The organism is Priestia sp. JSM ZJ58, from assembly GCF_044383985.1.
GTDB lineage: Bacteria > Bacillota > Bacilli > Bacillales > Bacillaceae_H > Priestia > Priestia zanthoxyli.
The window spans coordinates 3,705,257-3,723,772 of the sequence record NZ_JBISEM010000001.1 but is presented as its reverse complement, the minus strand read 5'-3'; the positions used below and the strand labels follow the sequence as shown (position 1 = coordinate 3,723,772).

The 18,516-nt window shown below is 37.6% G+C and carries 20 protein-coding genes; 18 read left to right on the top strand and 2 right to left on the bottom strand.

The window, feature by feature from the left end:
* The first annotated feature begins 76 nt into the window (after nucleotides 1-76).
* The 6 genes from ACH6EI_RS19280 to ACH6EI_RS19255 all read left to right on the top strand — a co-directional run bounded on the left by ACH6EI_RS19280 (nucleotide 77) and on the right by ACH6EI_RS19255 (nucleotide 6,114).
* A complete protein-coding gene (locus tag ACH6EI_RS19280) occupies nucleotides 77-763 on the top strand; it encodes a hypothetical protein (protein WP_108674447.1) in 687 nt (228 codons plus the stop codon).
* A gap of 247 nt (nucleotides 764-1,010) precedes the next feature.
* Nucleotides 1,011-1,688 carry a hypothetical protein gene (locus ACH6EI_RS19275; protein WP_247807298.1) on the top strand — a complete coding sequence of 226 codons (678 nt, stop codon included), beginning with the start codon at nucleotides 1,011-1,013 and terminating at the stop codon, nucleotides 1,686-1,688.
* Nucleotides 1,689-1,798: 110 nt separating this feature from the next.
* Complete coding sequence (locus ACH6EI_RS19270) at nucleotides 1,799-2,476, top strand: hypothetical protein (protein ID WP_108674449.1); 678 nt, start codon at nucleotides 1,799-1,801, stop codon at nucleotides 2,474-2,476.
* A gap of 253 nt (nucleotides 2,477-2,729) precedes the next feature.
* The gene (locus ACH6EI_RS19265; RefSeq protein ID WP_189643439.1) at nucleotides 2,730-2,903 is read left to right on the top strand and encodes a hypothetical protein; all 174 of its coding nucleotides are present in this window, start codon (nucleotides 2,730-2,732) and stop codon (nucleotides 2,901-2,903) included.
* A gap of 239 nt (nucleotides 2,904-3,142) precedes the next feature.
* Nucleotides 3,143-3,916 carry an EAL domain-containing protein gene (locus tag ACH6EI_RS19260; protein WP_028412281.1) on the top strand — a complete coding sequence of 258 codons (774 nt, stop codon included), beginning with the start codon at nucleotides 3,143-3,145 and terminating at the stop codon, nucleotides 3,914-3,916.
* 224 nt (nucleotides 3,917-4,140) lie between these two features.
* Entirely contained in the window at nucleotides 4,141-6,114 is a 1,974-nt protein-coding gene (locus ACH6EI_RS19255; protein WP_108674451.1) for a sensor domain-containing diguanylate cyclase, read from the top strand.
* 23 nt (nucleotides 6,115-6,137) lie between these two features.
* Here ACH6EI_RS19255 and ACH6EI_RS19250 read toward each other — a convergent pair whose 3' ends face one another.
* Nucleotides 6,138-6,452, bottom strand: a complete 315-nt coding sequence (locus ACH6EI_RS19250) for a winged helix-turn-helix transcriptional regulator (protein WP_013055757.1) — start codon at nucleotides 6,450-6,452, stop codon at nucleotides 6,138-6,140.
* 289 nt (nucleotides 6,453-6,741) lie between these two features.
* Between ACH6EI_RS19250 and ACH6EI_RS19245 the strand changes: the two genes are divergently transcribed.
* Nucleotides 6,742-7,593 carry a GRP family sugar transporter gene (locus tag ACH6EI_RS19245; RefSeq protein WP_028412283.1) on the top strand — a complete coding sequence of 284 codons (852 nt, stop codon included), beginning with the start codon at nucleotides 6,742-6,744 and terminating at the stop codon, nucleotides 7,591-7,593.
* A gap of 62 nt (nucleotides 7,594-7,655) precedes the next feature.
* Nucleotides 7,656-8,441, top strand: coding sequence for a glucose 1-dehydrogenase (gene gdh, locus ACH6EI_RS19240; protein ID WP_014461262.1), 786 nt, complete (start codon nucleotides 7,656-7,658; stop codon nucleotides 8,439-8,441).
* Between the two features lie 194 nt (nucleotides 8,442-8,635).
* On the opposite strand, the gene ACH6EI_RS19235 is transcribed toward gdh, so the two are convergent.
* On the bottom strand, nucleotides 8,636-9,598 hold the full coding sequence (locus ACH6EI_RS19235; protein WP_013055760.1) for a bile acid:sodium symporter family protein: 963 nt from the start codon (nucleotides 9,596-9,598) through the stop codon (nucleotides 8,636-8,638).
* Nucleotides 9,599-9,799: 201 nt separating this feature from the next.
* Between ACH6EI_RS19235 and ACH6EI_RS19230 the strand changes: the two genes are divergently transcribed.
* The 10 genes from ACH6EI_RS19230 (at nucleotide 9,800) to ACH6EI_RS19185 (ending at nucleotide 18,388) form a co-directional block, all read left to right on the top strand.
* Nucleotides 9,800-10,000 (top strand): DUF3311 domain-containing protein, encoded by a 201-nt coding sequence (locus ACH6EI_RS19230; protein ID WP_013055761.1) that lies wholly within the window; start codon nucleotides 9,800-9,802, stop codon nucleotides 9,998-10,000.
* Nucleotides 9,997-11,469, top strand: a complete 1,473-nt coding sequence (locus tag ACH6EI_RS19225; protein ID WP_108674452.1) for a sodium:solute symporter family protein — start codon at nucleotides 9,997-9,999, stop codon at nucleotides 11,467-11,469. Before ACH6EI_RS19230 ends, ACH6EI_RS19225 begins: the two co-directional genes overlap by 4 nt.
* Before the next feature lie 76 nt (nucleotides 11,470-11,545).
* Nucleotides 11,546-11,725, top strand: coding sequence for a hypothetical protein (locus ACH6EI_RS19220; RefSeq protein WP_108674453.1), 180 nt, complete (start codon nucleotides 11,546-11,548; stop codon nucleotides 11,723-11,725).
* Between the two features lie 594 nt (nucleotides 11,726-12,319).
* On the top strand, nucleotides 12,320-13,627 hold the full coding sequence (locus tag ACH6EI_RS19215) for a sensor histidine kinase (protein ID WP_108674454.1): 1,308 nt from the start codon (nucleotides 12,320-12,322) through the stop codon (nucleotides 13,625-13,627).
* 1 nt (nucleotide 13,628) lies between these two features.
* Nucleotides 13,629-14,552 (top strand): response regulator, encoded by a 924-nt coding sequence (locus ACH6EI_RS19210; RefSeq protein ID WP_108674455.1) that lies wholly within the window; start codon nucleotides 13,629-13,631, stop codon nucleotides 14,550-14,552.
* Nucleotides 14,553-14,768: 216 nt separating this feature from the next.
* A complete protein-coding gene (locus ACH6EI_RS19205) occupies nucleotides 14,769-16,040 on the top strand; it encodes a cation:dicarboxylate symporter family transporter (RefSeq protein ID WP_028407730.1) in 1,272 nt (423 codons plus the stop codon).
* Nucleotides 16,041-16,173: 133 nt separating this feature from the next.
* A complete protein-coding gene (locus tag ACH6EI_RS19200; protein ID WP_013055768.1) occupies nucleotides 16,174-16,353 on the top strand; it encodes a YfhD family protein in 180 nt (59 codons plus the stop codon).
* A 51-nt stretch (nucleotides 16,354-16,404) separates the two neighbouring features.
* Nucleotides 16,405-16,572 carry a hypothetical protein gene (locus tag ACH6EI_RS19195; RefSeq protein ID WP_176521454.1) on the top strand — a complete coding sequence of 56 codons (168 nt, stop codon included), beginning with the start codon at nucleotides 16,405-16,407 and terminating at the stop codon, nucleotides 16,570-16,572.
* Between the two features lie 280 nt (nucleotides 16,573-16,852).
* Nucleotides 16,853-17,317 (top strand): C40 family peptidase, encoded by a 465-nt coding sequence (locus ACH6EI_RS19190; protein WP_013055770.1) that lies wholly within the window; start codon nucleotides 16,853-16,855, stop codon nucleotides 17,315-17,317.
* A 195-nt stretch (nucleotides 17,318-17,512) separates the two neighbouring features.
* Nucleotides 17,513-18,388, top strand: a complete 876-nt coding sequence (locus ACH6EI_RS19185) for an N-acetylmuramoyl-L-alanine amidase family protein (RefSeq protein WP_108674456.1) — start codon at nucleotides 17,513-17,515, stop codon at nucleotides 18,386-18,388.
* The last annotated feature ends 128 nt before the right edge of the window (nucleotides 18,389-18,516 follow it).

Below are 18,516 nucleotides of genomic sequence, written 5' to 3'. Positions count from 1 at the left end.
GAGGGATTTTTATATGTTGAACAATTTACATTAAGTCCCGTTTATTTCAAAAGAGTAATAAAGGGAGTGTAGGACAATGAAAAAACGTACGAAGACCCTTCCCGCAATCATTACAGGAGTCGCTATTTTAATAGGAGGAATATGGCTGATAAACGAAAGCCGCTACCCCAATGCCCCAGCTTTTGATGACCACTTTACACGTAAGTTCTTGAACAAAGATAAAAAAGTGGACGATGGTTTTTATGAGTTTAAGTCAAAGACAGGTCAGTATACGATGTGGTTTCCAGAGGGGTATCAAATGCTGCATGATGCTTCAGAGTATTACTCTGTAAATGGAAAATCATATGAAAATTGGTCTGCTTCATATAGGAAGATTGCTGGAAAAAACAAGTCAATATACTATATAAAAGCTGAGTTTTTAAAGCATGATAAGAAATTTGAGCCTATTTATGTGAAGGAATTGTTCCAAGAGCAATTAAAAGATAGTAATCCTAAAGAAATAGAAACTTCACATACTCGCATATATTATGACTACGCTTATGCATATTTCAAGGGAACTGAAAGGCATGTAGTACATAACAGTAAAGTCCATTTACCTAGTACCTATACAGCATATGTAGCAGATAAAAGTTCTAATAAGGTTATAGAATTTTCATACGACAGTATAGGTAAAGGTACAGAAACTAGCCAAGAAAAAAGGAAGTTATGGTTTTTGACAATATTAAAAAGTATTAATTTTAGCGAGGGTAAAAGTCGTGAGTGAATACCTTTATTAAGTAACTATATAAGAAACAAAATAACTCTGCTTTAGTACAGTGGATTATAGGGATGAAAGTGAATGAATATAAAACTGCTATTGCTCAGACAATGATTTGAGCAATTTTTATATGTTTAATAACTACAAATAGATGAGTAAGCAGTATGTAGCATACATAGCAATAGATTTAAATAAAACTATTCAAATTACATTAAATGTGGTTTATTTCAACCAATGAAGGGAGTGTGTAACAATGAAAAAATGTACCAAGGCCATTATTGCAGTTATTGCAGGAGCCGCTATTTTAATAGGAGCCATATGGCTGATAAACGAAAGCAGCTACCCAAACGCCCCAGCTTTTGATGACCACTTTACACGTAAGTTCTTGAACAAAGATAAAAAAGTGGACGATGGTTTTTATGAGTTTAAGTCAAAGACGGGGCAGTATACGATGTGGTTTCCAGAGGAGTATCAAGTTTTACATAAATATCGCGAAGATTACACTAGAAATGGCGAATCATATGAAAATTGGTCAGCCTCTTATATTAAACCCTACGAAAATGATCAACAAACTTACGCTATCAAGGCTGAATTTTCCGAGAACGACACAAAATCAGAATCAATTTATGTAGAGAGTTTATTTAAAGAACAATTAGACAGTAAAAAACCTAAACAGTTAGAAACCTCTCATACAAGAATTTATTATGATTATGCCTATACATATTTTCGTGGTACTAACCAACATATAGTACATGACAGTAAAGAAAATCCACCCAACCTTTATGTCGCATATGTAGCAGATAAAAACTCTGATAAGGTAATCAAATTAATATACGATAGTGTAGGCGAAAATACAGAAACAAATAAAATGGATAGAAAGAAATGGTTTTTTAAAATGTTGCAAAGTATTAAATTTGTTAAGGGAAATTAATTATAAGCAAAAGCTTTTTTTAGCATAAGGGCAACAAATCAAAATGCTAAAGACTATTCAATATATAAGGATTAAAGTTTGTTCCAAACGATAAAGTAGAGGGGACGCCGATGAAAAAACGTTCGAAAGTTATCATGATAGTTATCACAGGAGCCGCTATTTTAATAGGAGCAATATGGCTGATAAACGAAAGCCGCTACCCCAACGTTCCAGCTTTTGATGATCACTTTACGCGCAAGTTCTTAAACAAAGATAAAAAAGCCGATGATGGGTTTTATGAGTTTAAGTCAAAGACAGGGCAGTATACGATGTGGTTTCCAGAAGAGTATCAAGTTTTACATAAAAAGAGAGAGGATTATGCTGTAAATAATGATTCCTACGAGAGCTGGTGGGCTGTCTACAATGAAGAAGTTGAAGGTAAAACACAAGCGAATTATATAAAAATTGAGTTTTTAACCAGTAATCCTGCAGATGAGAGTATTCACGTTGAGGCTTTATTTAAAAGAAGATTTGGATTAAGTGTTACTAATAAGATTGAAAATTCACAGACGAGGATTTACTATCAATCAGCTTATATTTATTTCAAAGGAACAGAAAAGCGTGTAATAGTAGATAAGAAGAAACATATTCCTAATACATACTTGGCATATGTAGCAGATAAGCATTCTAATAAAATAGTACAGATTTCCTTCGATAGTAGCGATAAATATAAAAGCGGTGATGAAGAAAAAAAGCAAGAATGGTTTTTAAAAATGCTAAAGACTATTCATTTTAACGAGGAGAAATAGTAGAGAATTTATAGAGAAGAAGAGGTAACAAGTTAAATGAAGAAAGTTATAGGATTTGCTTTAGCTATTAGTATATTAGCTGTAGGTATAATGTTTTTTGGTAATGCTGTATATAGGCTATTATCGTTGATTTTCCAACTAGTATCTATTTATCAACATGAGCAATTTGTCTATGATTACAAACTAACGATAAGAGGTTATTGCGCTAAGTATATGGTAAACGTAAATTTCACATATTAGATGCTTCTAGCGATTGATTGGAGGGCAAGGCGAAGACTCCTGCGGGAAAAGCGGAACAGGTGAGACCCCGCAGGAGCGTAAGCGACGAGGAGGCTCAGCGGCCGCCCGCGGAAAGCGAAGCCTTGCATGGAAATCAACCGCGGTGTCACAAGCAGTCCAGCTCCTTTATCCAATTTGTTCGTTTTAGATGAGATTGATTTCGCTCTTTTTTGAAACATCCTTTACAGCCTATCTATCAAAAGCATAAAAGCCTCTAAAACACTTCTTTGTTGCTATCATAAGCCTCCAGCAAGTCCCAAAATACTAAATCGCCTAATGGAATATCTTACTTTTAATGGACAATTATCTGTTTTTAGGATATATTTTTATAAGTTTAGGTTATGGAAGAAATAGTATATTGAAAACGAAAGGTGATTAAACGAAAGAATGGATGCTCATGTTTTAAAGGAACTGACGTATGAAGACTTTCAGTTTGTATATCAGCCTATTTATGCGCTGGATTCGTGGGAGACGCTGGGTTTTGAGGCTTTGCTGCGCACGGCTTTCGCAAAAGGGCAAATTGAAGAGTTGTTTTCACTGGCAAGACGCCATAATTATTTGTACAAGCTTGATACGATGGCAATTGAAGGGGCTATAAAGAACTTTCCGTTTGAGGTATTGAAATCTGAGGATTTATTTATCAATGTGTTTCCCTCTACTCTTCTCCACCCGCATTTCCAACGGTTTTTAACATATCTGTTGAACACCTATAAAAATGCGAAACATCGTATTGTATGGGAGTTAAATGAAACGCTTCATGAAAAGATTTTATGGGAATCACCTGCTCTTTTTGCCCGAGTAATGAGTTTGAAAGAGGCCGGTTTCAAAATTGCGATTGATGATTTTGGAGCAGGAGCCGCGGCGATGAGACAGGTAAGCATGTATGAGCCTCACTATATGAAATTGGACCGAAGCTATGCGGAAGGACTAGCCGACTGCAAGCAAAAGAAAGATCTGATTGATTTGCTTGTTAACTATTATCCGCATACGAATCTCATTTTAGAAGGCGTTGAACGAGATAAAGATTTAGCCGCAGCGATTTCGTTAAACCTACATGCTGCTCAAGGCTATTTGCTGGGCATGCCGCAGTCGATCTCTTCCTACTTAACTTATAATAAGTACCGCAGTTTATTCAGACGAGAAAGGCTGCTGAATTCTTAAACTCTACACTTCACTCAATAGATAATTTATCGTGATATAAAAGCGAGTAATTAGATCTATATGAAACATAGATGCCTTGAATTTTTATAAAATTATGTGATTTTGTACGATTGTTAAAATATTTTAAAGGATAAAGAAGACGTGTTGGTTTGGGAGAATGAGTGAATGGCATATCAAAACAAGACGTTTAGTGAAATTCCAAAGGCAGATGGAGGATATTTAGTATGTATAGTGAAGGGGTATTCCAATTTTATTTTATGAATATGCCGCAGCCTGTTATTTTAATTCAGCAAGAAAAACATCAGCTATATTATAAAGAATGTAACAAAGCAGCTCAGCAATTCTTTGACAAAATGGAAAACGAGATAATCAACAAAGAAGAAAATCTGCTTTTTTACACACTTTGTGAAAAAGCCATTGCCACGAAAGAACCGATTCAATATCAACACATACAGCTTTTTCAGCCCGACCGGCATGCATATGAAGTAACTTTTACTCCTCTTTTTAATCAAGCGACAAACCCTTCACATGTCCTTGTCATGGCTCAAGAAATTCATTATAAAAAAACACAGGAAGAGAGCACGCGTTTACTCGATGCGTTTCTAGAAAACACGGTAGACGCCATTCTAATTGCTGATTGTGATGAGAAGGTCTTAACAGTCAATGGAGCATTTGAAAAGCTATTTCAGTGGAGAAAAGAAGAAGCTATAGGAAAAAGCCGTCAAGAGATGAACATCGTGTCAAAGAAAGAGGAACAAGAAAACCTTAAATTAATAGCAGAATTAAAAAATGGTAAGACGCTGTCTCCTTATGAAACAGTCAGGTACAAAAAAAGCGGCGAAAGCGTGTGTGTATCTGTCAGCTGTTCACCGATTTATGACCATCAAAATCAACTGGTCGCCTATTCAGTGATTTACCGAGATATCACAGCTATTAAAAGATTAGAATTAGAGCTCATAAAAAGCAAACAGTGGTACAAATCGCTATTTACAAACCACCACCACGCAGTTTGTATGCTGAATTTGGACGGTACGATTTTAAATATTAACAGCGCATTCTTAGAAACGCTGCAGCTTTCTGCAAGCGATGTGCTGCACCAAAATTACCGAAATGTTGCTAAAAGACTGGGAGCCTGTAATTACAAACGTTGGAATGTATATGAAGAAATTAGCTATAGTACAGAGATAACATTCCGCAGAAGCCAACATTCTATACAACATGTGTATATTACAACGATTCCTGTTAAAGTAAATAATCAAACGGTTGGCGCCTATGCAATCTTACACGATATTACGCCTCAAAAAGAAGCAGAAGAACAGCTGGCTTATACGCTGAAAGAACTTGAAAATATAAAATATGCGCTTGATGAATCAGCTAGCGTTATGATTATAAATGCAAATGGAACTATTACCTATGTGAATGATATGTATGTACAGTATTCAGGTTATGAAAAAGAAGATTTAGTAGGGAAGTATTATCGAGATGCAGGGCTTAATCATGACCATCATGAGCTGCTTGAAACAATAAAAAGCGGAAAAGTATGGCGAGGACAGCTTGAAATGGGGACGAAGCATCATCAGTCATACTGGGTATCGAAAACAATTGTGCCGTTAAAAGATATAGACGGAAATATTACTCATTATGTATCCATTCATAATGATATTACTGAACAAAAAGCGCTAGAAAATAAACTTCATTTTGAAGCCACTCACGATAGTTTAACAGGTCTTCCCAACCGGGCAATGTTATTAAAAGAGTTAAACAAAGTAATTGAAAAAGGGCAGCAAAAAAGCGATGAGTTTTTTGCGCTTTTGTTTCTTGACTGTGATAATTTTAAGCAGATTAACGATGAATATGGCCATCATATAGGCGACGAATTTCTAAAAGCATACACGAAGAGATTAAAGAGCTGTGTGAGGAAAGGTGATCGTATTTATCGTTTGGGCGGAGACGAGTTTATCATTATTTTAAACGTAACAAATGGACGAGAAATTGAACAAATTGCTAGGCGAATTCACGTATCTCTTCAGCAAAGCTGGAATGTACGGGGCTATTGTTTGCGCACCACAACTACCATCGGCGTCTCTATTTATCCAGAAGACGGGGAATCGGCTGCTTCATTATTAAAAAATGCAGATGATGCGTTATATAAAGGAAAAAGAGAAGGGAAAAATAATTATATCCTCTATCAAACGTAAAAAAAGCCTCCAAAGAGGCTTTTTTATTTTATCCATGTTTTTGCCCACTTGCTGACGGGTCCTAAGATCATACCAAGCTCTGATCCTTTTTTAGTTAAGATATATTCAATACGAACCGGACGTTCAGGAATAACGTGCCGGATTACAATTCCTTCTTCTTCTAACTCTTTCATTCGTTCGGTTAACATTCGTTTACTTAAAGAGGGAATGCTGCTGTGAATTTCACTAAAGCGTTTAGGACCGCTCATCAGGACATAAATAATTAACCCGTTCCATCTTTTTCCTATTATATCAAACGTTTTCCACACTTTTGGACATAACTCATCAAATTCATTCATTCATGCCACCTACTTTATTGTATATAGGATATTAAAAGTAACCCTTATAATGTTATTATATACTAGCATTTGGATAATGAAAAGGCTATCTTTTTTTATTTTCAAAACTTTCAGTAGCTTGGAAACGCTGTATTGTAAAGTTTTAAAAAAAAGTCACAGAATCGACATATTATTATTGACGTATCAAGAAAAAAGGTCTAAGATTGGTTACATAAAGTTACCTAGTTAAATAAAAGGTACTTTAAATTTACAATTACATCAAGAGTTTGAGAAAGAAGGTTAGTATCAAATGGATATCCTTTTGGCTATTCTTCCTGCGATTTTCTGGGGAAGTATTGTCCTGTTCAACGTTAAATTGGGCGGAGGTCCTTACAGTCAAACGCTTGGGACTACAATTGGTGCGCTGATCTTTTCAGCCGTTATTTATTTCGTAGTTCATCCAGTGTTGACGCCGCTTATTTTTATTGTAGGAATCGTTTCAGGATTATTTTGGGCAGTTGGGCAAAGTAATCAGTTGAAAACGATTGATTATATTGGTGTTTCAAAAACCATGCCAATTTCAACTGGTATGCAGCTTGTGACAACATCACTATTTGGTGTTATCGTGTTTCACGAGTGGTCAACAACAACAACCGTTATTTTAGGCGTGTTAGCTCTTATTTTTATTGTTATTGGTATCGTGCTAACATCACTAGAAAGCGAAAAAAACCCAGAGCAATCTGGACAATTCAAAAAAGGGATTATTACCCTTATTGTTTCAACAATTGGATACTTAGTGTATGTAGTTGTCGCTCGTTTATTTAATGTAGACGGCTGGTCGGCACTATTCCCACAAGCAATTGGTATGTTAATTGGTGGACTTATACTTACTTATAAACACAAACCGTTTAATAAATACGCAATTCGCAACATTATTCCAGGCCTCATTTGGGCAGCTGGTAACATGTTCTTATTTATTTCTCAACCTAAAGTAGGGGTTGCAACAAGCTTCTCATTATCACAAATGGGAATCGTTATTTCAACGCTTGGCGGTATCTTCTTACTTGGAGAAAAGAAAACAAAGCGTCAGCTTATTTCAATTACGATTGGTATTGTGCTCATCATTTTAGGTGGCGTATTCCTCGGAATGGCTAAAAGTTAACGTTTACGTAAAAGTTAATGATAGTATGTATGAATAAATGAAAACACTAGGAGGATTTTATTATGTATACAGATTTAAAAGATAAAGTAGTTGTAATTACAGGTGGATCAACAGGTTTAGGTCGCGCAATGGCTGTTCGTTTCGGTCAAGAAGAAGCAAAAGTTGTTATTAACTATTACAACAATGAAGAAGAAGCTTTAGATGCGAAAAAAGAAGTAGAAGAAGCAGGCGGACAAGCAATCATCGTTCAAGGCGACGTAACAAAAGAAGAAGACGTTGTAAATCTTGTTCAAACAGCTATTAAAGAATTCGGTACATTAGACGTTATGATTAACAACGCTGGTGTTGAAAACCCAGTTCCTTCTCATGAGCTATCTTTAGATAACTGGAACAAAGTTATTGATACAAACTTAACAGGTGCATTCTTAGGAAGCCGTGAAGCAATTAAATATTTCGTTGAAAACGACATTAAAGGAAACGTTATTAACATGTCTAGTGTTCACGAAATGATTCCTTGGCCATTATTTGTTCACTACGCAGCAAGTAAAGGCGGTATGAAACTAATGACGGAAACATTGGCTCTTGAATATGCGCCAAAAGGTATCCGCGTAAATAACATTGGACCAGGTGCGATGAACACACCAATCAACGCTGAAAAATTCGCAGATCCTGTACAACGTGCAGACGTAGAAAGCATGATTCCAATGGGTTACATCGGTAAACCAGAAGAAGTAGCATCAGTTGCAGCATTCTTAGCATCATCACAAGCCAGCTATGTAACAGGTATTACATTATTTGCTGATGGCGGTATGACGAAATATCCTTCTTTCCAAGCAGGAAGAGGCTAATATAGTTTAGAATCGATGTAGAAAAAAGAGACATGGCAAAAAGCGCCATGTCTTTTTTTTCTATACCTAAGAGAATTTCACCCCCCTTTCGGGGTTGGTGAAATTCTCCTAGGTAAAAGCTTTTAAGAACTTTTTAAAACCTTTTTGGGAAGGTTCAAGGGAGCTTTTTGTGCTTCCCTTATAAGTTTATTGTATTAGCCAGCCATTTTTTTGTTAGACGATGGCTGGTTTTTGTCTTTTAGTTTGCTGAAGATAAAGGCTAGCACTGAGCCTGAGATGTTGTGCCAGACGCTGAAGATGGCGCTTGGGACAGCGGCTAGTGGCGAAAAGTGAGTGGAAGCAATGGTAACGCCGAGCCCTGAGTTTTGCATGCCCACTTCCATTGCGACCGCTTTTTGTTTGGCTAAATCCATTCCGCATAAGCGGGCAAAGAAGAAGCCAATTGTGAAACCAAGAATGTTGTGAAGCACGACTACGGCAAAAATGATACCGCCTGTTTTAGCAAGCTGCGCTTGGCTTCCTGCCACAACGGCAGATACAATCAAAACAATTGCGACTACTGAAACAAGGGGAAGAGCTTTGGAACTCGCTTCTGCAGCTTTTCCAAAAAACTTTTTGATCGTAAATCCAAGAGCAAGCGGAATGATGACAACTTGTATAATGGAAATAATAAGAGACATGATATCAATATCGACCCACTTGCTTGCAAATAATAAAATGAGAAGCGGTGTAACAATCGGTGCTAAAATGGTTGAAACAGAAGCGATGGCAACTGCGAGCGCAACGTTTCCTCGAGCCAAAAAGACCATTACGTTTGATGATGTGCCGCTGGGACAGCAGCCTACTAAAATAACGCCCACTGCTATTTCTTTTGGTAAATCTAAGCCAATCGCCAAACCGAATGCGAGAAGCGGCATAATGATAAAATGCCCCACCACGCCTAGTGCTACTTCTTTCGGTCTTCGAAATACTTCGCTGAAATCAGACGCTGACAGCGTTAATCCCATTCCAAACATGACAATTCCTAAAAGCGGAACGATATACTTTCCAATCCATACAAAGTGCTCCGGGAATGAATAGGCAATAACGGAAATTAAAATAACCCAAAGCGTAAATGTTTTTCCTGCAAATGTACTGATTTTCTCTATTGTTTTCATCTGTACGATACCTCCTGCGAACTATAAGAAGAAATTATACTATTTATTCAGAAAAATGAAAACAGTATTTTTGTAAAATAGTACAGAATATTTTATCTTTTGGAGATTATTTCAGCTTATATGCAAGCATTCCTTCATTGAATACACAGAATATGTGGTAATATAAAGAAGTTAGTTTTAGAAAGTCGGAGGAGTTTAGTCATGAAATTTATCTATATTTTGTCTGTCCTTCCGTTCGTAGGCATATTAGGTTTTCTCCCTTTTGTTAATCGAGTGACTCCGTTTGTTCTCGGTATGCCGTTCAATATGTTTTGGATGGTGATATGGGTGGTGCTTACGTCCATTATTTTAGGGGTTATGTATAAGCTTGATCCCAGAAATCGGGAAGGGGAAGAAGAATGAATAGTGCACTTGTTATTATTTTACTATTTTTAGTGGCAGCTATTTTTCTTGGCATACGATCAACCAAAGGCAAGGATATGAACTTGGAGCAGTGGACGGTAGGCGGACGCGGTTTCGGGGCTATTTTAGTGTTTGTGCTGATGGCCGGAGAAATCTATACAACGTTTTCGTTTCTAGGCGGAAGCGGATGGGCTTATGGAAAAGGAGCTCCTGCACTTTATGTCTTAATTTATATTAGCTTATCATATGTCTTATCATACTGGCTTCTTCCTGTTATTTGGAAGTATGCAAGAGATCATAAGCTCGTCTCGCAGCCTGATTTTTTTGTAAGCAAATATAAAAGCCCTTACCTTGGTGTGCTTGTAGCTGCTGTAGGAGTGATTGCGGTCATTCCTGTTATTGTTGTGCAGTTAAAAGGATTGGGGATTATTGTATCACAAGCATCATACGGCGCCATTTCAATGCCGGCAGCCATTTGGATGGGAGCTATCAGTTTAACGCTGTATGTGATGATATCCGGTATCCACGGTTCTGCATGGACGGCCGTTATTAAAGACATTATGATGCTTGCGGTGATTGGATTTTTAGGCATTTATATACCTTTTCATTATTACGGAGGATACGGTCCAATGTTTGAAGCGGTGAATACAGCGAAGCCCGGGTTTTTAAAGTTTCCTGAGCAAGGATTAAGCGTCTCGTGGTTTATTTCGACCGTTATTTTACTAGTACTTGGGTTTTATATGTGGCCGCAGGTGTTTAGCTCAAGCTATACAGCGAAAAATGCAAAGGTATTTCGCAAGAATGCAATCATTAGTCCTCTTTATACCTTAATGCTGCTCTTTGTGTTTTTTGTTGGGTTTGCAGCTATTTTAAAAGTTCCTGGTTTAAGCGGAGGAGACGTAGATCTTGCGCTATTAAGGATCTCAATCCAAACGTTTGATCCTTGGTTTATTGGAATTATAGGAGGAGCGGGTTTGCTGACAGCGCTTGTGCCGGGATCGATGCTGTTAATGAGTGCGTCAACGCTGCTGGCGAAAAACATATACAAACCGTTTGCGCCTCAAGCAAGCGAAGCGCGTATTGCTCGTTTAGCGAAAAGCTTTGTACCGGTTGTGGCACTCATTTCCGTTTACTTTACGCTAAACGGGGGAACGACGCTGTCAACAATTATTTTGATGGGCTATAGTCTAATGACACAGCTGTTTCCATCTCTGCTTTTCAGTTTGAAGAAAAATAACTTTGTAACGAAACAAGGAGCAGCGTGGGGGATTGTTGCTGGAATTATTGTAGTGGCCTATATTACAATCAGCGGCTCTACGATTGGTACGTTATTTCCATCCCTGCCTCAGCAAATGAAAGATATCAACGTCGGGTTTATTGCGCTGCTTATCAACTTTATCGTAATGTGGGCAGTCAGTATGCTCACAAAGCAAAACAAAGCTGAGACAAAAGTATATTATACGAAGTGAAAAACGAACCATTGATCAACACGCTTGATTAGTGGTTCGTTTTTTTGTTAGGGTCAACGGTAGACCCTTCTAGCAGTTGATTGGAGGGCAAGACGAAGACTCCTGCGGGAAAAGCGGAACAGGTGAGACCCCACAGGAGCGCAAGCGACGAGGAGGCTCAACGGCCGCCCGCGGAAAGCGACGTCTTGCACGGAAATCAACTGCGGTGTCACAAGCGGTTCAGCTCATGTCTACCGTTTGTTCGTCTTTAGATTAGATTCATCTCATTATGTCTCAGCCTTGTTTTTTCTAATCAAACAGCAAAGAGCCAAAGGAATAGGATCATCCTTTGGCTCTTTACGTGGCTTTTAACCGATAATTTGTAAAATTTCCTACATCAACTGATTTACGCTAAAGCGGGAACTCGGTCGTTATAGTAAATAACTTCCGATAGGATCTTACACCCTTTAATCTCCTGAAATGTCTTTTTCGCCTCTACCTCTGATTCAAATTCAAACATAGTCGGACTTTGGTTTTTCGAGTAAACGGTAATGATCCACATTGTAAAATAAGCTCCCCCTGTAAAATAATAGTTTTCCTTTTTAGTGTAGCTATCAGGTGATGTAATAATAATTGAATAGTTGTGATACAGCCTCACATTTTAAAAGGTACTTCTACTATACAACAAAAATTACAAAATAAAACAAGAAAATCTAAAAAACTACAAAGAATAATGAAAGAGAATAAATAACCGTTTATATATGGGCTATATTTATAAATGGAAGTGGGAGTGTAAAAAATATAGGAAGAGCGATTGTCTTTTAGATTGCTAAACTATATACTTATGTTCAAAAAGTGCAGGACGTGAACGATGAAAGTTGATACGGTAGTAAAAAAAGATGTTTTACTCATTTTGGTGATGATAGTTGTTGTGCCGCTAGCAGGAGAGCTTAAATATTATCCTTTTCATGATACGTATAGAGTCAGCTTTGCTGTGCCCATTTTTTTCTTTTCACTGCTGCTTTTAAGAAAGGTATCTCCTGTAATACCAGGTATTTTAGTTGCGAGTGCTATAGTGGGCTTTCGAATGTACCTTGATTGGTATAATTACGAATCATTTGATTTTCTGCATTCTTTGCAGATCCGGTGCTCAGCAGGGATTTATTATCTTGTTTATGCCATTGCTTTTTCTTGGTTTAAGATTAACGATTTTCATTCAAAGCCGTGGATTATTGGCATATGGAGCATCATCATCGAAACGGTTTCAGGTGGCATGGAACTGCTTTGTATGTATGTGATGGTTCACCATCATATTGTGTTTCCGGAGTTCATGCAAATTTTTATTGTAGGCGTCTTTCGAAGTTTCTTTGTTTTATGTCTGTTTAGCATGATCAAGCTTTACGAAGGGCAGCTGAGAGAACGGCAAATCTCTCAAAAAAATGATCAGCTGCTTGTTGTGCTTTCAAATTTGTATGAAGAATCCATTCATTTGAAAAAAACGCTGCAAGACGCTGAGAGAATTACGAAAAAGTCGTATGATTTATATGAAGAACTACACGAAGCAGATATCCACCAGCTTACTTCGCTGCACGAATTTAGCCAAAAAGCATTACAAATTGCAGGGGAAGTACATGATATTAAAAAAGACAATCAGCGGATATCAGCAGGGTTGTCCAAGGTCATTACAAAAGAAGAATTTTCTGAGTATATGGAAATCGAAAGTCTGCTTCAAATCGTCATGCGCAGCAATGAAAAATATGCGGCGCTGTTAGCAAAAGATATTCATTTTTCATATTCGGTTCTAGGAGAGCATCCTCGCTATCACGTGTACTTGTTTTTATCATTAATTAATAACTTAGTAACGAATGCAGTCGAAGCGATTGAAAAAGAAGGCGCGATTATTATCGACGTATGCCGAGAAGAAGACCGCATTTTACTATATGTAAGAGACAGCGGTCCCGGTGTGAAAAAAAGGCATGAACGTCTCATTTTTAAAGCGGGATTTACATCCAAATACGCAAAGGACGGGACGCCTTCTACAGGTCTTGGGCTTGTCTACGTTAAGCAAATGACCGAGCAGCTGGGCGGGAGTATTCAATTTATTAATCTGTCTCCAAGCCCCGGTGTTCAATTTACTATAGATTTACCTATGTCTACGTTAATGGGGGATAAGGACTAATATGCGATTTTATATCATAGATGATGACGAAGTCTTTCGTTCAATGTTAGCTGAAATTATTGAAGATAATGATTTAGGAGAGGTTATAGGGGAGGCAGAAGACGGAATTGTCTTAAATGATCAATCTTCTCTATTGCAGCAGATCGATATTTTATTTATTGATTTGTTGATGCCCATTCAAGACGGAATCGAAACCGTGCGCAAAATAAAGGATACTTTTAAAGGCAAAATTATTATGATGTCACAGGTAGAAACAAAAGATTTGATTGGAAAAGCCTACTCGCTTGGCATTGAATACTATATCACGAAGCCGCTTAATCGTATGGAAGTGCTCATGGTCATTCAAAAAGTAATTGAACGAATTCATGTTCAACAATCAATGGAGAAAATTCAAGAATCGTTAAATACCGTACTTAATATAGGAAACCAGCAAAAAACGCCTGCTTCTGGTAAAAAAGAAAGCGATCCGGCAGAAGCGTGCAGGTTTCTTTTAAGAGAACTTGGGATTTTAGGAGAAAGCGGAAGTAAAGATTTAATCGAAATCATCAATTACCTGCATCAAACGGAAAAGAGCACGATGTATGAACAGCATTTTCCGTCTCTCAAAGAAATTTTTGAGAAAATTACCGTGAGAAAGCTTGGTTCACCTTTTTCAGAAGACGTGCTGCAAAAAGAAATGAAAGCAGCCGAACAGCGAGTCAGAAGAGCCATTTATCAGTCTTTAAATCATTTGACTTCTCTTGGCATGGTTGACTTCTTTAATCCTAAATTTGAAAATTACGCTTCTAAGTTTTTCGATTTTTCAATGGTGCATCAGCGCATGAGAGATATAGAAAAAGGAACGGGCAAAAGCAGTACGCCAAGTCGTATAAATGTAAAGAAATTTATTCAAATGCTCTATTATGAAGTCAAACAAACGCTGTAGTAAAAAAACTACAGCGTTTTCATTTTGTAATTTTCTAAAAACTTTTTGTTAGTTTCAGTAGGTTTTTGTTAGATTTTGTGATGCCTATGATAATGTAATCTTATGAATAAAAGAACTACTTAATAAACAGTTCTTAATGGAATTGTATCTGTTGAATACATTAAGTGCAAATAAACAGCTTCGAGCTGTTAGAAAAAAGAAGGAAGGTGCAAAGATATGTTCAAAAAGCTTGGATTAGCAGGACAAATTCTAATTGGTTTGATTGCAGGTATTATTGTAGGGGCCATTTTTTACGGAAATCCTAAAGCAGTTGAAGTACTGCAGCCAATTGGAGACGTATTCATTCATTTAATTAAAATGATCGTGGTGCCGATTGTTATATCTAGTATCATTGTGGGCGTTGCGGGTGTTGGTGATATTAAGAAGCTTGGTAAATTAGGCGGAAAAACAATTCTTTACTTTGAAATCATTACAACGGTTGCCATTGTTGTAGGCTTATTAGCAGCTAACTTGCTTCACCCTGGTACTGGTGTGGACCGCAGCGGTCTTGAAAAATCAGATATCAGCAGCTACACATCAACGGCAGAAGCTACAGAGCAAAAAGGATTTGTAGAAACATTTGTTCACATCGTTCCAACGAATGTATTTGAGTCAATTGCTGCAGGCGACATGCTGCCAATTATTTTCTTCTCGGTCCTATTTGGACTTGGAATTGCATCAATCGGTGAAAAAGGAAAGCCGGTTCTAAGATTTTTTGAAGGCACGGCAGAAGCGATGTTTTGGGTAACGAATTTAGTTATGAAGTTTGCACCGTTTGGCGTATTTGCATTAATCGGTGTAACCGTATCAAAATTTGGACTAGCGTCTCTGATTCCGCTTAGTAAGCTTGTAATTGTTGCTTACGGCACAATGATTTTCTTTGTATTAGTGGTACTAGGACTTGTAGCTAAATGGGCAGGCGTTAACATCTTCCATTTATTAAAAGTGCTAAAAGATGAACTGCTATTAGCATTTTCAACTGCAAGTTCAGAAACAGTATTACCGCGTATTATTGCGAAAATGGAAAAGTTCGGATGTCCTAAAGCAATTACATCTTTTGTTATTCCGACGGGGTATTCGTTTAACTTAGATGGATCTACTCTTTATCAAGCGCTTGCTGCGATATTTATTGCGCAAATGTACGGTATTGATATGAGCATCACACAGCAAATTTCACTGATATTAATTTTAATGGTTACATCTAAAGGAATTGCAGGAGTTCCGGGCGTATCGTTTGTTGTACTGCTTGCAACGCTTGGATCTGTAGGACTTCCGGTAGAAGGACTTGCTTTTATCGCTGGAATTGACCGTTTGTTAGATATGGGACGTACAGCGGTAAACGTAATTGGAAACTCACTTGGTGCAATCGTCATTTCAAAGTGGGAAGGTCAATTTAACGATAAAGACAAGGAAGCTTATATTAACGAAGTAACGAAAAAAGTATCGTAATTACAAACGTATTTTAGTTGAAGGAAGATCCGAACGAGTAATCGTTCGGATTTTTTCGTTTGAATTTGCTTTGAAAAGTTGGGAATAGTAACTAAAGATGAAAAACAAATGATTGATACAAGGAGGTCACAACATGGGAAGAGCAAATAATCACAAATCATCACATAACAACAAAGGGTCACTGCCTCAAACACCAAAAGAGTTAAAAATTGCTCCGGATCAAGCAAATGAAGAATTTTCACGCGAGTTAGCGCAGCATCATGATGCTAAAGCGAAACAGGACTTAATTTTGAAACAGCAAAAAGAAAAGTAAAAGAAAAAAAGCTGAGACATAATGAAATGAATCCAGGCTAAAGACGAATAAATGAGATACATGACCTGGACTGCTTGTGACACCGCAGTTGATTTCCGTACAAGGCTTCGCTTTCCGCGGGCGGGCGCTGAGCCTCCTCGTCGCTTGCTCTCCTGCGGGGTCTCACCTGCTCCGCTTTTCCCGCAGGAGTCTTCGCCTTATCCTCCAATCAACTGCTAGAAGGAACGAAACAAATAATACTATGTTCACAATCACAAAAAAACGAATCACTAATCAGACATGCTGATTAGTGGTTCGTTTTTCCCTAAGTGAAAAATGCTTTTGTCCCATCCTCTTTTTGATAAACAACTAAAGATAAAAATTCCTAAGTAACCATTTTGTAACATTATTTAATCATAGCGTAATAGTTTTTGAGGCTTTTTTCATTATAATTAAACCGAACACATTGAAAAATAGGTTCATAGAAACGTAACGTTCGGTTACATAATGGAGGAAAAAAATGAAAAAAGCCATCATTGGGTCTATAACGGCAGCTGCAGTTTTATTTAGCGGAGCCAGTCCGTTTATTGCACCTGCTCAAACAGTAGAAGCAGCGTCATATTCATACAAAGATACGGCTATTGCTACTGGTAAAAAATTAATAGGTGTTCCTTATAAATGGGGAGGCACAACAACAAAAGGTTTTGACTGCTCTGGATTTATTCAATACATTTTCAAAAAAGCTGGAAAAACACTTCCGCGCACAACGGAACAAATGTATCGAGTAGGGACAAGCGTTTCAAAAGCAAAGCTTCAAAAAGGAGATTTAGTTTTCTTTCAAACGTATAAAAAAGGTCCTTCACATGTAGGCGTGTACTTAGGGAACAATCAGTTTCTTCAAGCTTCTACGTCTAAAGGCGTGACGATTACATCTCTTAGCAACAGCTACTGGAAAGCACGTTATATTGGTGCAAAACGGATTTAATCATCCGTCATTTTTTTAGAAAACAACACTACACTATGTAGTGTTGTTTTTGTTTGCATATACATAACGTATTGCCGATATTATTTTTAACGTTTTATACAAAAAAAACCATATTATGTGAGATAATAACGTTAACACATTTTGTACTTTAACATAAGGAATATCCCACTCTATTCGAAAGTTTGGTGAGCGAAGATGAAGCGCTTAGTATGGAGTTATGGAATAGGTATTGTTGCAATAGTAGCAGTACTCTCATTTTTCTTTATGATGAAAGGTCAAACAGAGAAAGCCATCGTTAGCGGAGATGTACCAAAAGCTCATGCGCAGGGAGAAAGAGTGAAGCAGCCCATCTCACAGTTCCAAGCAGTACAGCCTCATGAAGCAGGTAATGAAGTAAAAAATGTAAAAAACAACATGCCTGAAAAAGCCGATCCTCCTCCGTTTTTAGTCTACATTGACCCTGGCCATCAAGCTCAGGCTAACCTAGAGAAAGAGCCAATCGGGCCGGGAGCAGCAGAAACAAAAATAAAAGTTTCCGGAGGTACATCAGGTGTGGTGACCAAGAAGCCGGAATACAAGCTGACGTTGGAAGCCTCTATGATATTAAAACAGCTTCTCGAAGAAAAAGGCATAACCGTAAAGCTTACTCGCAGTTCTCACGATGTGAATATCAGCAACCGGGAACGAGCGGAGCTTGCGAATAATTCAAAAGCTGACTTACACGTACGTATCCATGCAGATGGTTCTGAAAATACTTCTGTAAAAGGGTTTTCTGTGCTCACTCCTGCAGAAGATAATTCCTATACAAAGTCTATTTATCAAAGCAGTTTACAAGCATCTCAAGCTATTCTGACAGAGGTGGAAAAAGATCAGTTTGTCGAAGTGGACGGCATTCGCTATCGCAGTGATCTTTCAGGATTTAACTGGTCGACTGTACCCGTAACGCTAGTTGAACTGGGGTATATGACGAATTCAGAAGAAGACCGGAACCTGTCTGATCAGGCTTACCTTACAAAGCTGATGAATCATGTTGCAGACGGTATCGTGGCATATGAAGGAATGACAAAATAAAAGGTGGAAAGACCTATAAAAGCGTGTGACTAAATCAATTGATTTATGTCACACGTTTTTTTTGTCGTTCATATGATATAAAAAAGCGTTTTTTCGACAAAAAAAATGGACGAGCAGAAAAGAAAACT

What these genes read in the sequence shown, in the direction of transcription:
- ACH6EI_RS19280 (WP_108674447.1), top strand. Translation starts at nt 77, where the DNA reads ATGAAAAAACGTACGAAGACCCTTCCCGCAATCATTACAGGAGTCGCT.
- ACH6EI_RS19215 (WP_108674454.1), top strand. Translation starts at nt 12,320, where the DNA reads ATGAAAGTTGATACGGTAGTAAAAAAAGATGTTTTACTCATTTTGGTG.
- ACH6EI_RS19230 (WP_013055761.1), top strand. Translation starts at nt 9,800, where the DNA reads ATGAAATTTATCTATATTTTGTCTGTCCTTCCGTTCGTAGGCATATTA.
- ACH6EI_RS19205 (WP_028407730.1), top strand. Translation starts at nt 14,769, where the DNA reads ATGTTCAAAAAGCTTGGATTAGCAGGACAAATTCTAATTGGTTTGATT.
- gdh (WP_014461262.1), top strand. Translation starts at nt 7,656, where the DNA reads ATGTATACAGATTTAAAAGATAAAGTAGTTGTAATTACAGGTGGATCA.
- ACH6EI_RS19200 (WP_013055768.1), top strand. Translation starts at nt 16,174, where the DNA reads ATGGGAAGAGCAAATAATCACAAATCATCACATAACAACAAAGGGTCA.
- ACH6EI_RS19245 (WP_028412283.1), top strand. Translation starts at nt 6,742, where the DNA reads ATGGATATCCTTTTGGCTATTCTTCCTGCGATTTTCTGGGGAAGTATT.
- ACH6EI_RS19250 (WP_013055757.1), bottom strand. Translation starts at nt 6,452, where the DNA reads ATGAATGAATTTGATGAGTTATGTCCAAAAGTGTGGAAAACGTTTGAT.
- ACH6EI_RS19235 (WP_013055760.1), bottom strand. Translation starts at nt 9,598, where the DNA reads ATGAAAACAATAGAGAAAATCAGTACATTTGCAGGAAAAACATTTACG.
- ACH6EI_RS19255 (WP_108674451.1), top strand. Translation starts at nt 4,141, where the DNA reads ATGTATAGTGAAGGGGTATTCCAATTTTATTTTATGAATATGCCGCAG.
- ACH6EI_RS19195 (WP_176521454.1), top strand. Translation starts at nt 16,405, where the DNA reads ATGAGATACATGACCTGGACTGCTTGTGACACCGCAGTTGATTTCCGT.
- ACH6EI_RS19185 (WP_108674456.1), top strand. Translation starts at nt 17,513, where the DNA reads ATGAAGCGCTTAGTATGGAGTTATGGAATAGGTATTGTTGCAATAGTA.
- ACH6EI_RS19210 (WP_108674455.1), top strand. Translation starts at nt 13,629, where the DNA reads ATGCGATTTTATATCATAGATGATGACGAAGTCTTTCGTTCAATGTTA.
- ACH6EI_RS19190 (WP_013055770.1), top strand. Translation starts at nt 16,853, where the DNA reads ATGAAAAAAGCCATCATTGGGTCTATAACGGCAGCTGCAGTTTTATTT.
- ACH6EI_RS19260 (WP_028412281.1), top strand. Translation starts at nt 3,143, where the DNA reads ATGGATGCTCATGTTTTAAAGGAACTGACGTATGAAGACTTTCAGTTT.
- ACH6EI_RS19275 (WP_247807298.1), top strand. Translation starts at nt 1,011, where the DNA reads ATGAAAAAATGTACCAAGGCCATTATTGCAGTTATTGCAGGAGCCGCT.
- ACH6EI_RS19270 (WP_108674449.1), top strand. Translation starts at nt 1,799, where the DNA reads ATGAAAAAACGTTCGAAAGTTATCATGATAGTTATCACAGGAGCCGCT.
- ACH6EI_RS19225 (WP_108674452.1), top strand. Translation starts at nt 9,997, where the DNA reads ATGAATAGTGCACTTGTTATTATTTTACTATTTTTAGTGGCAGCTATT.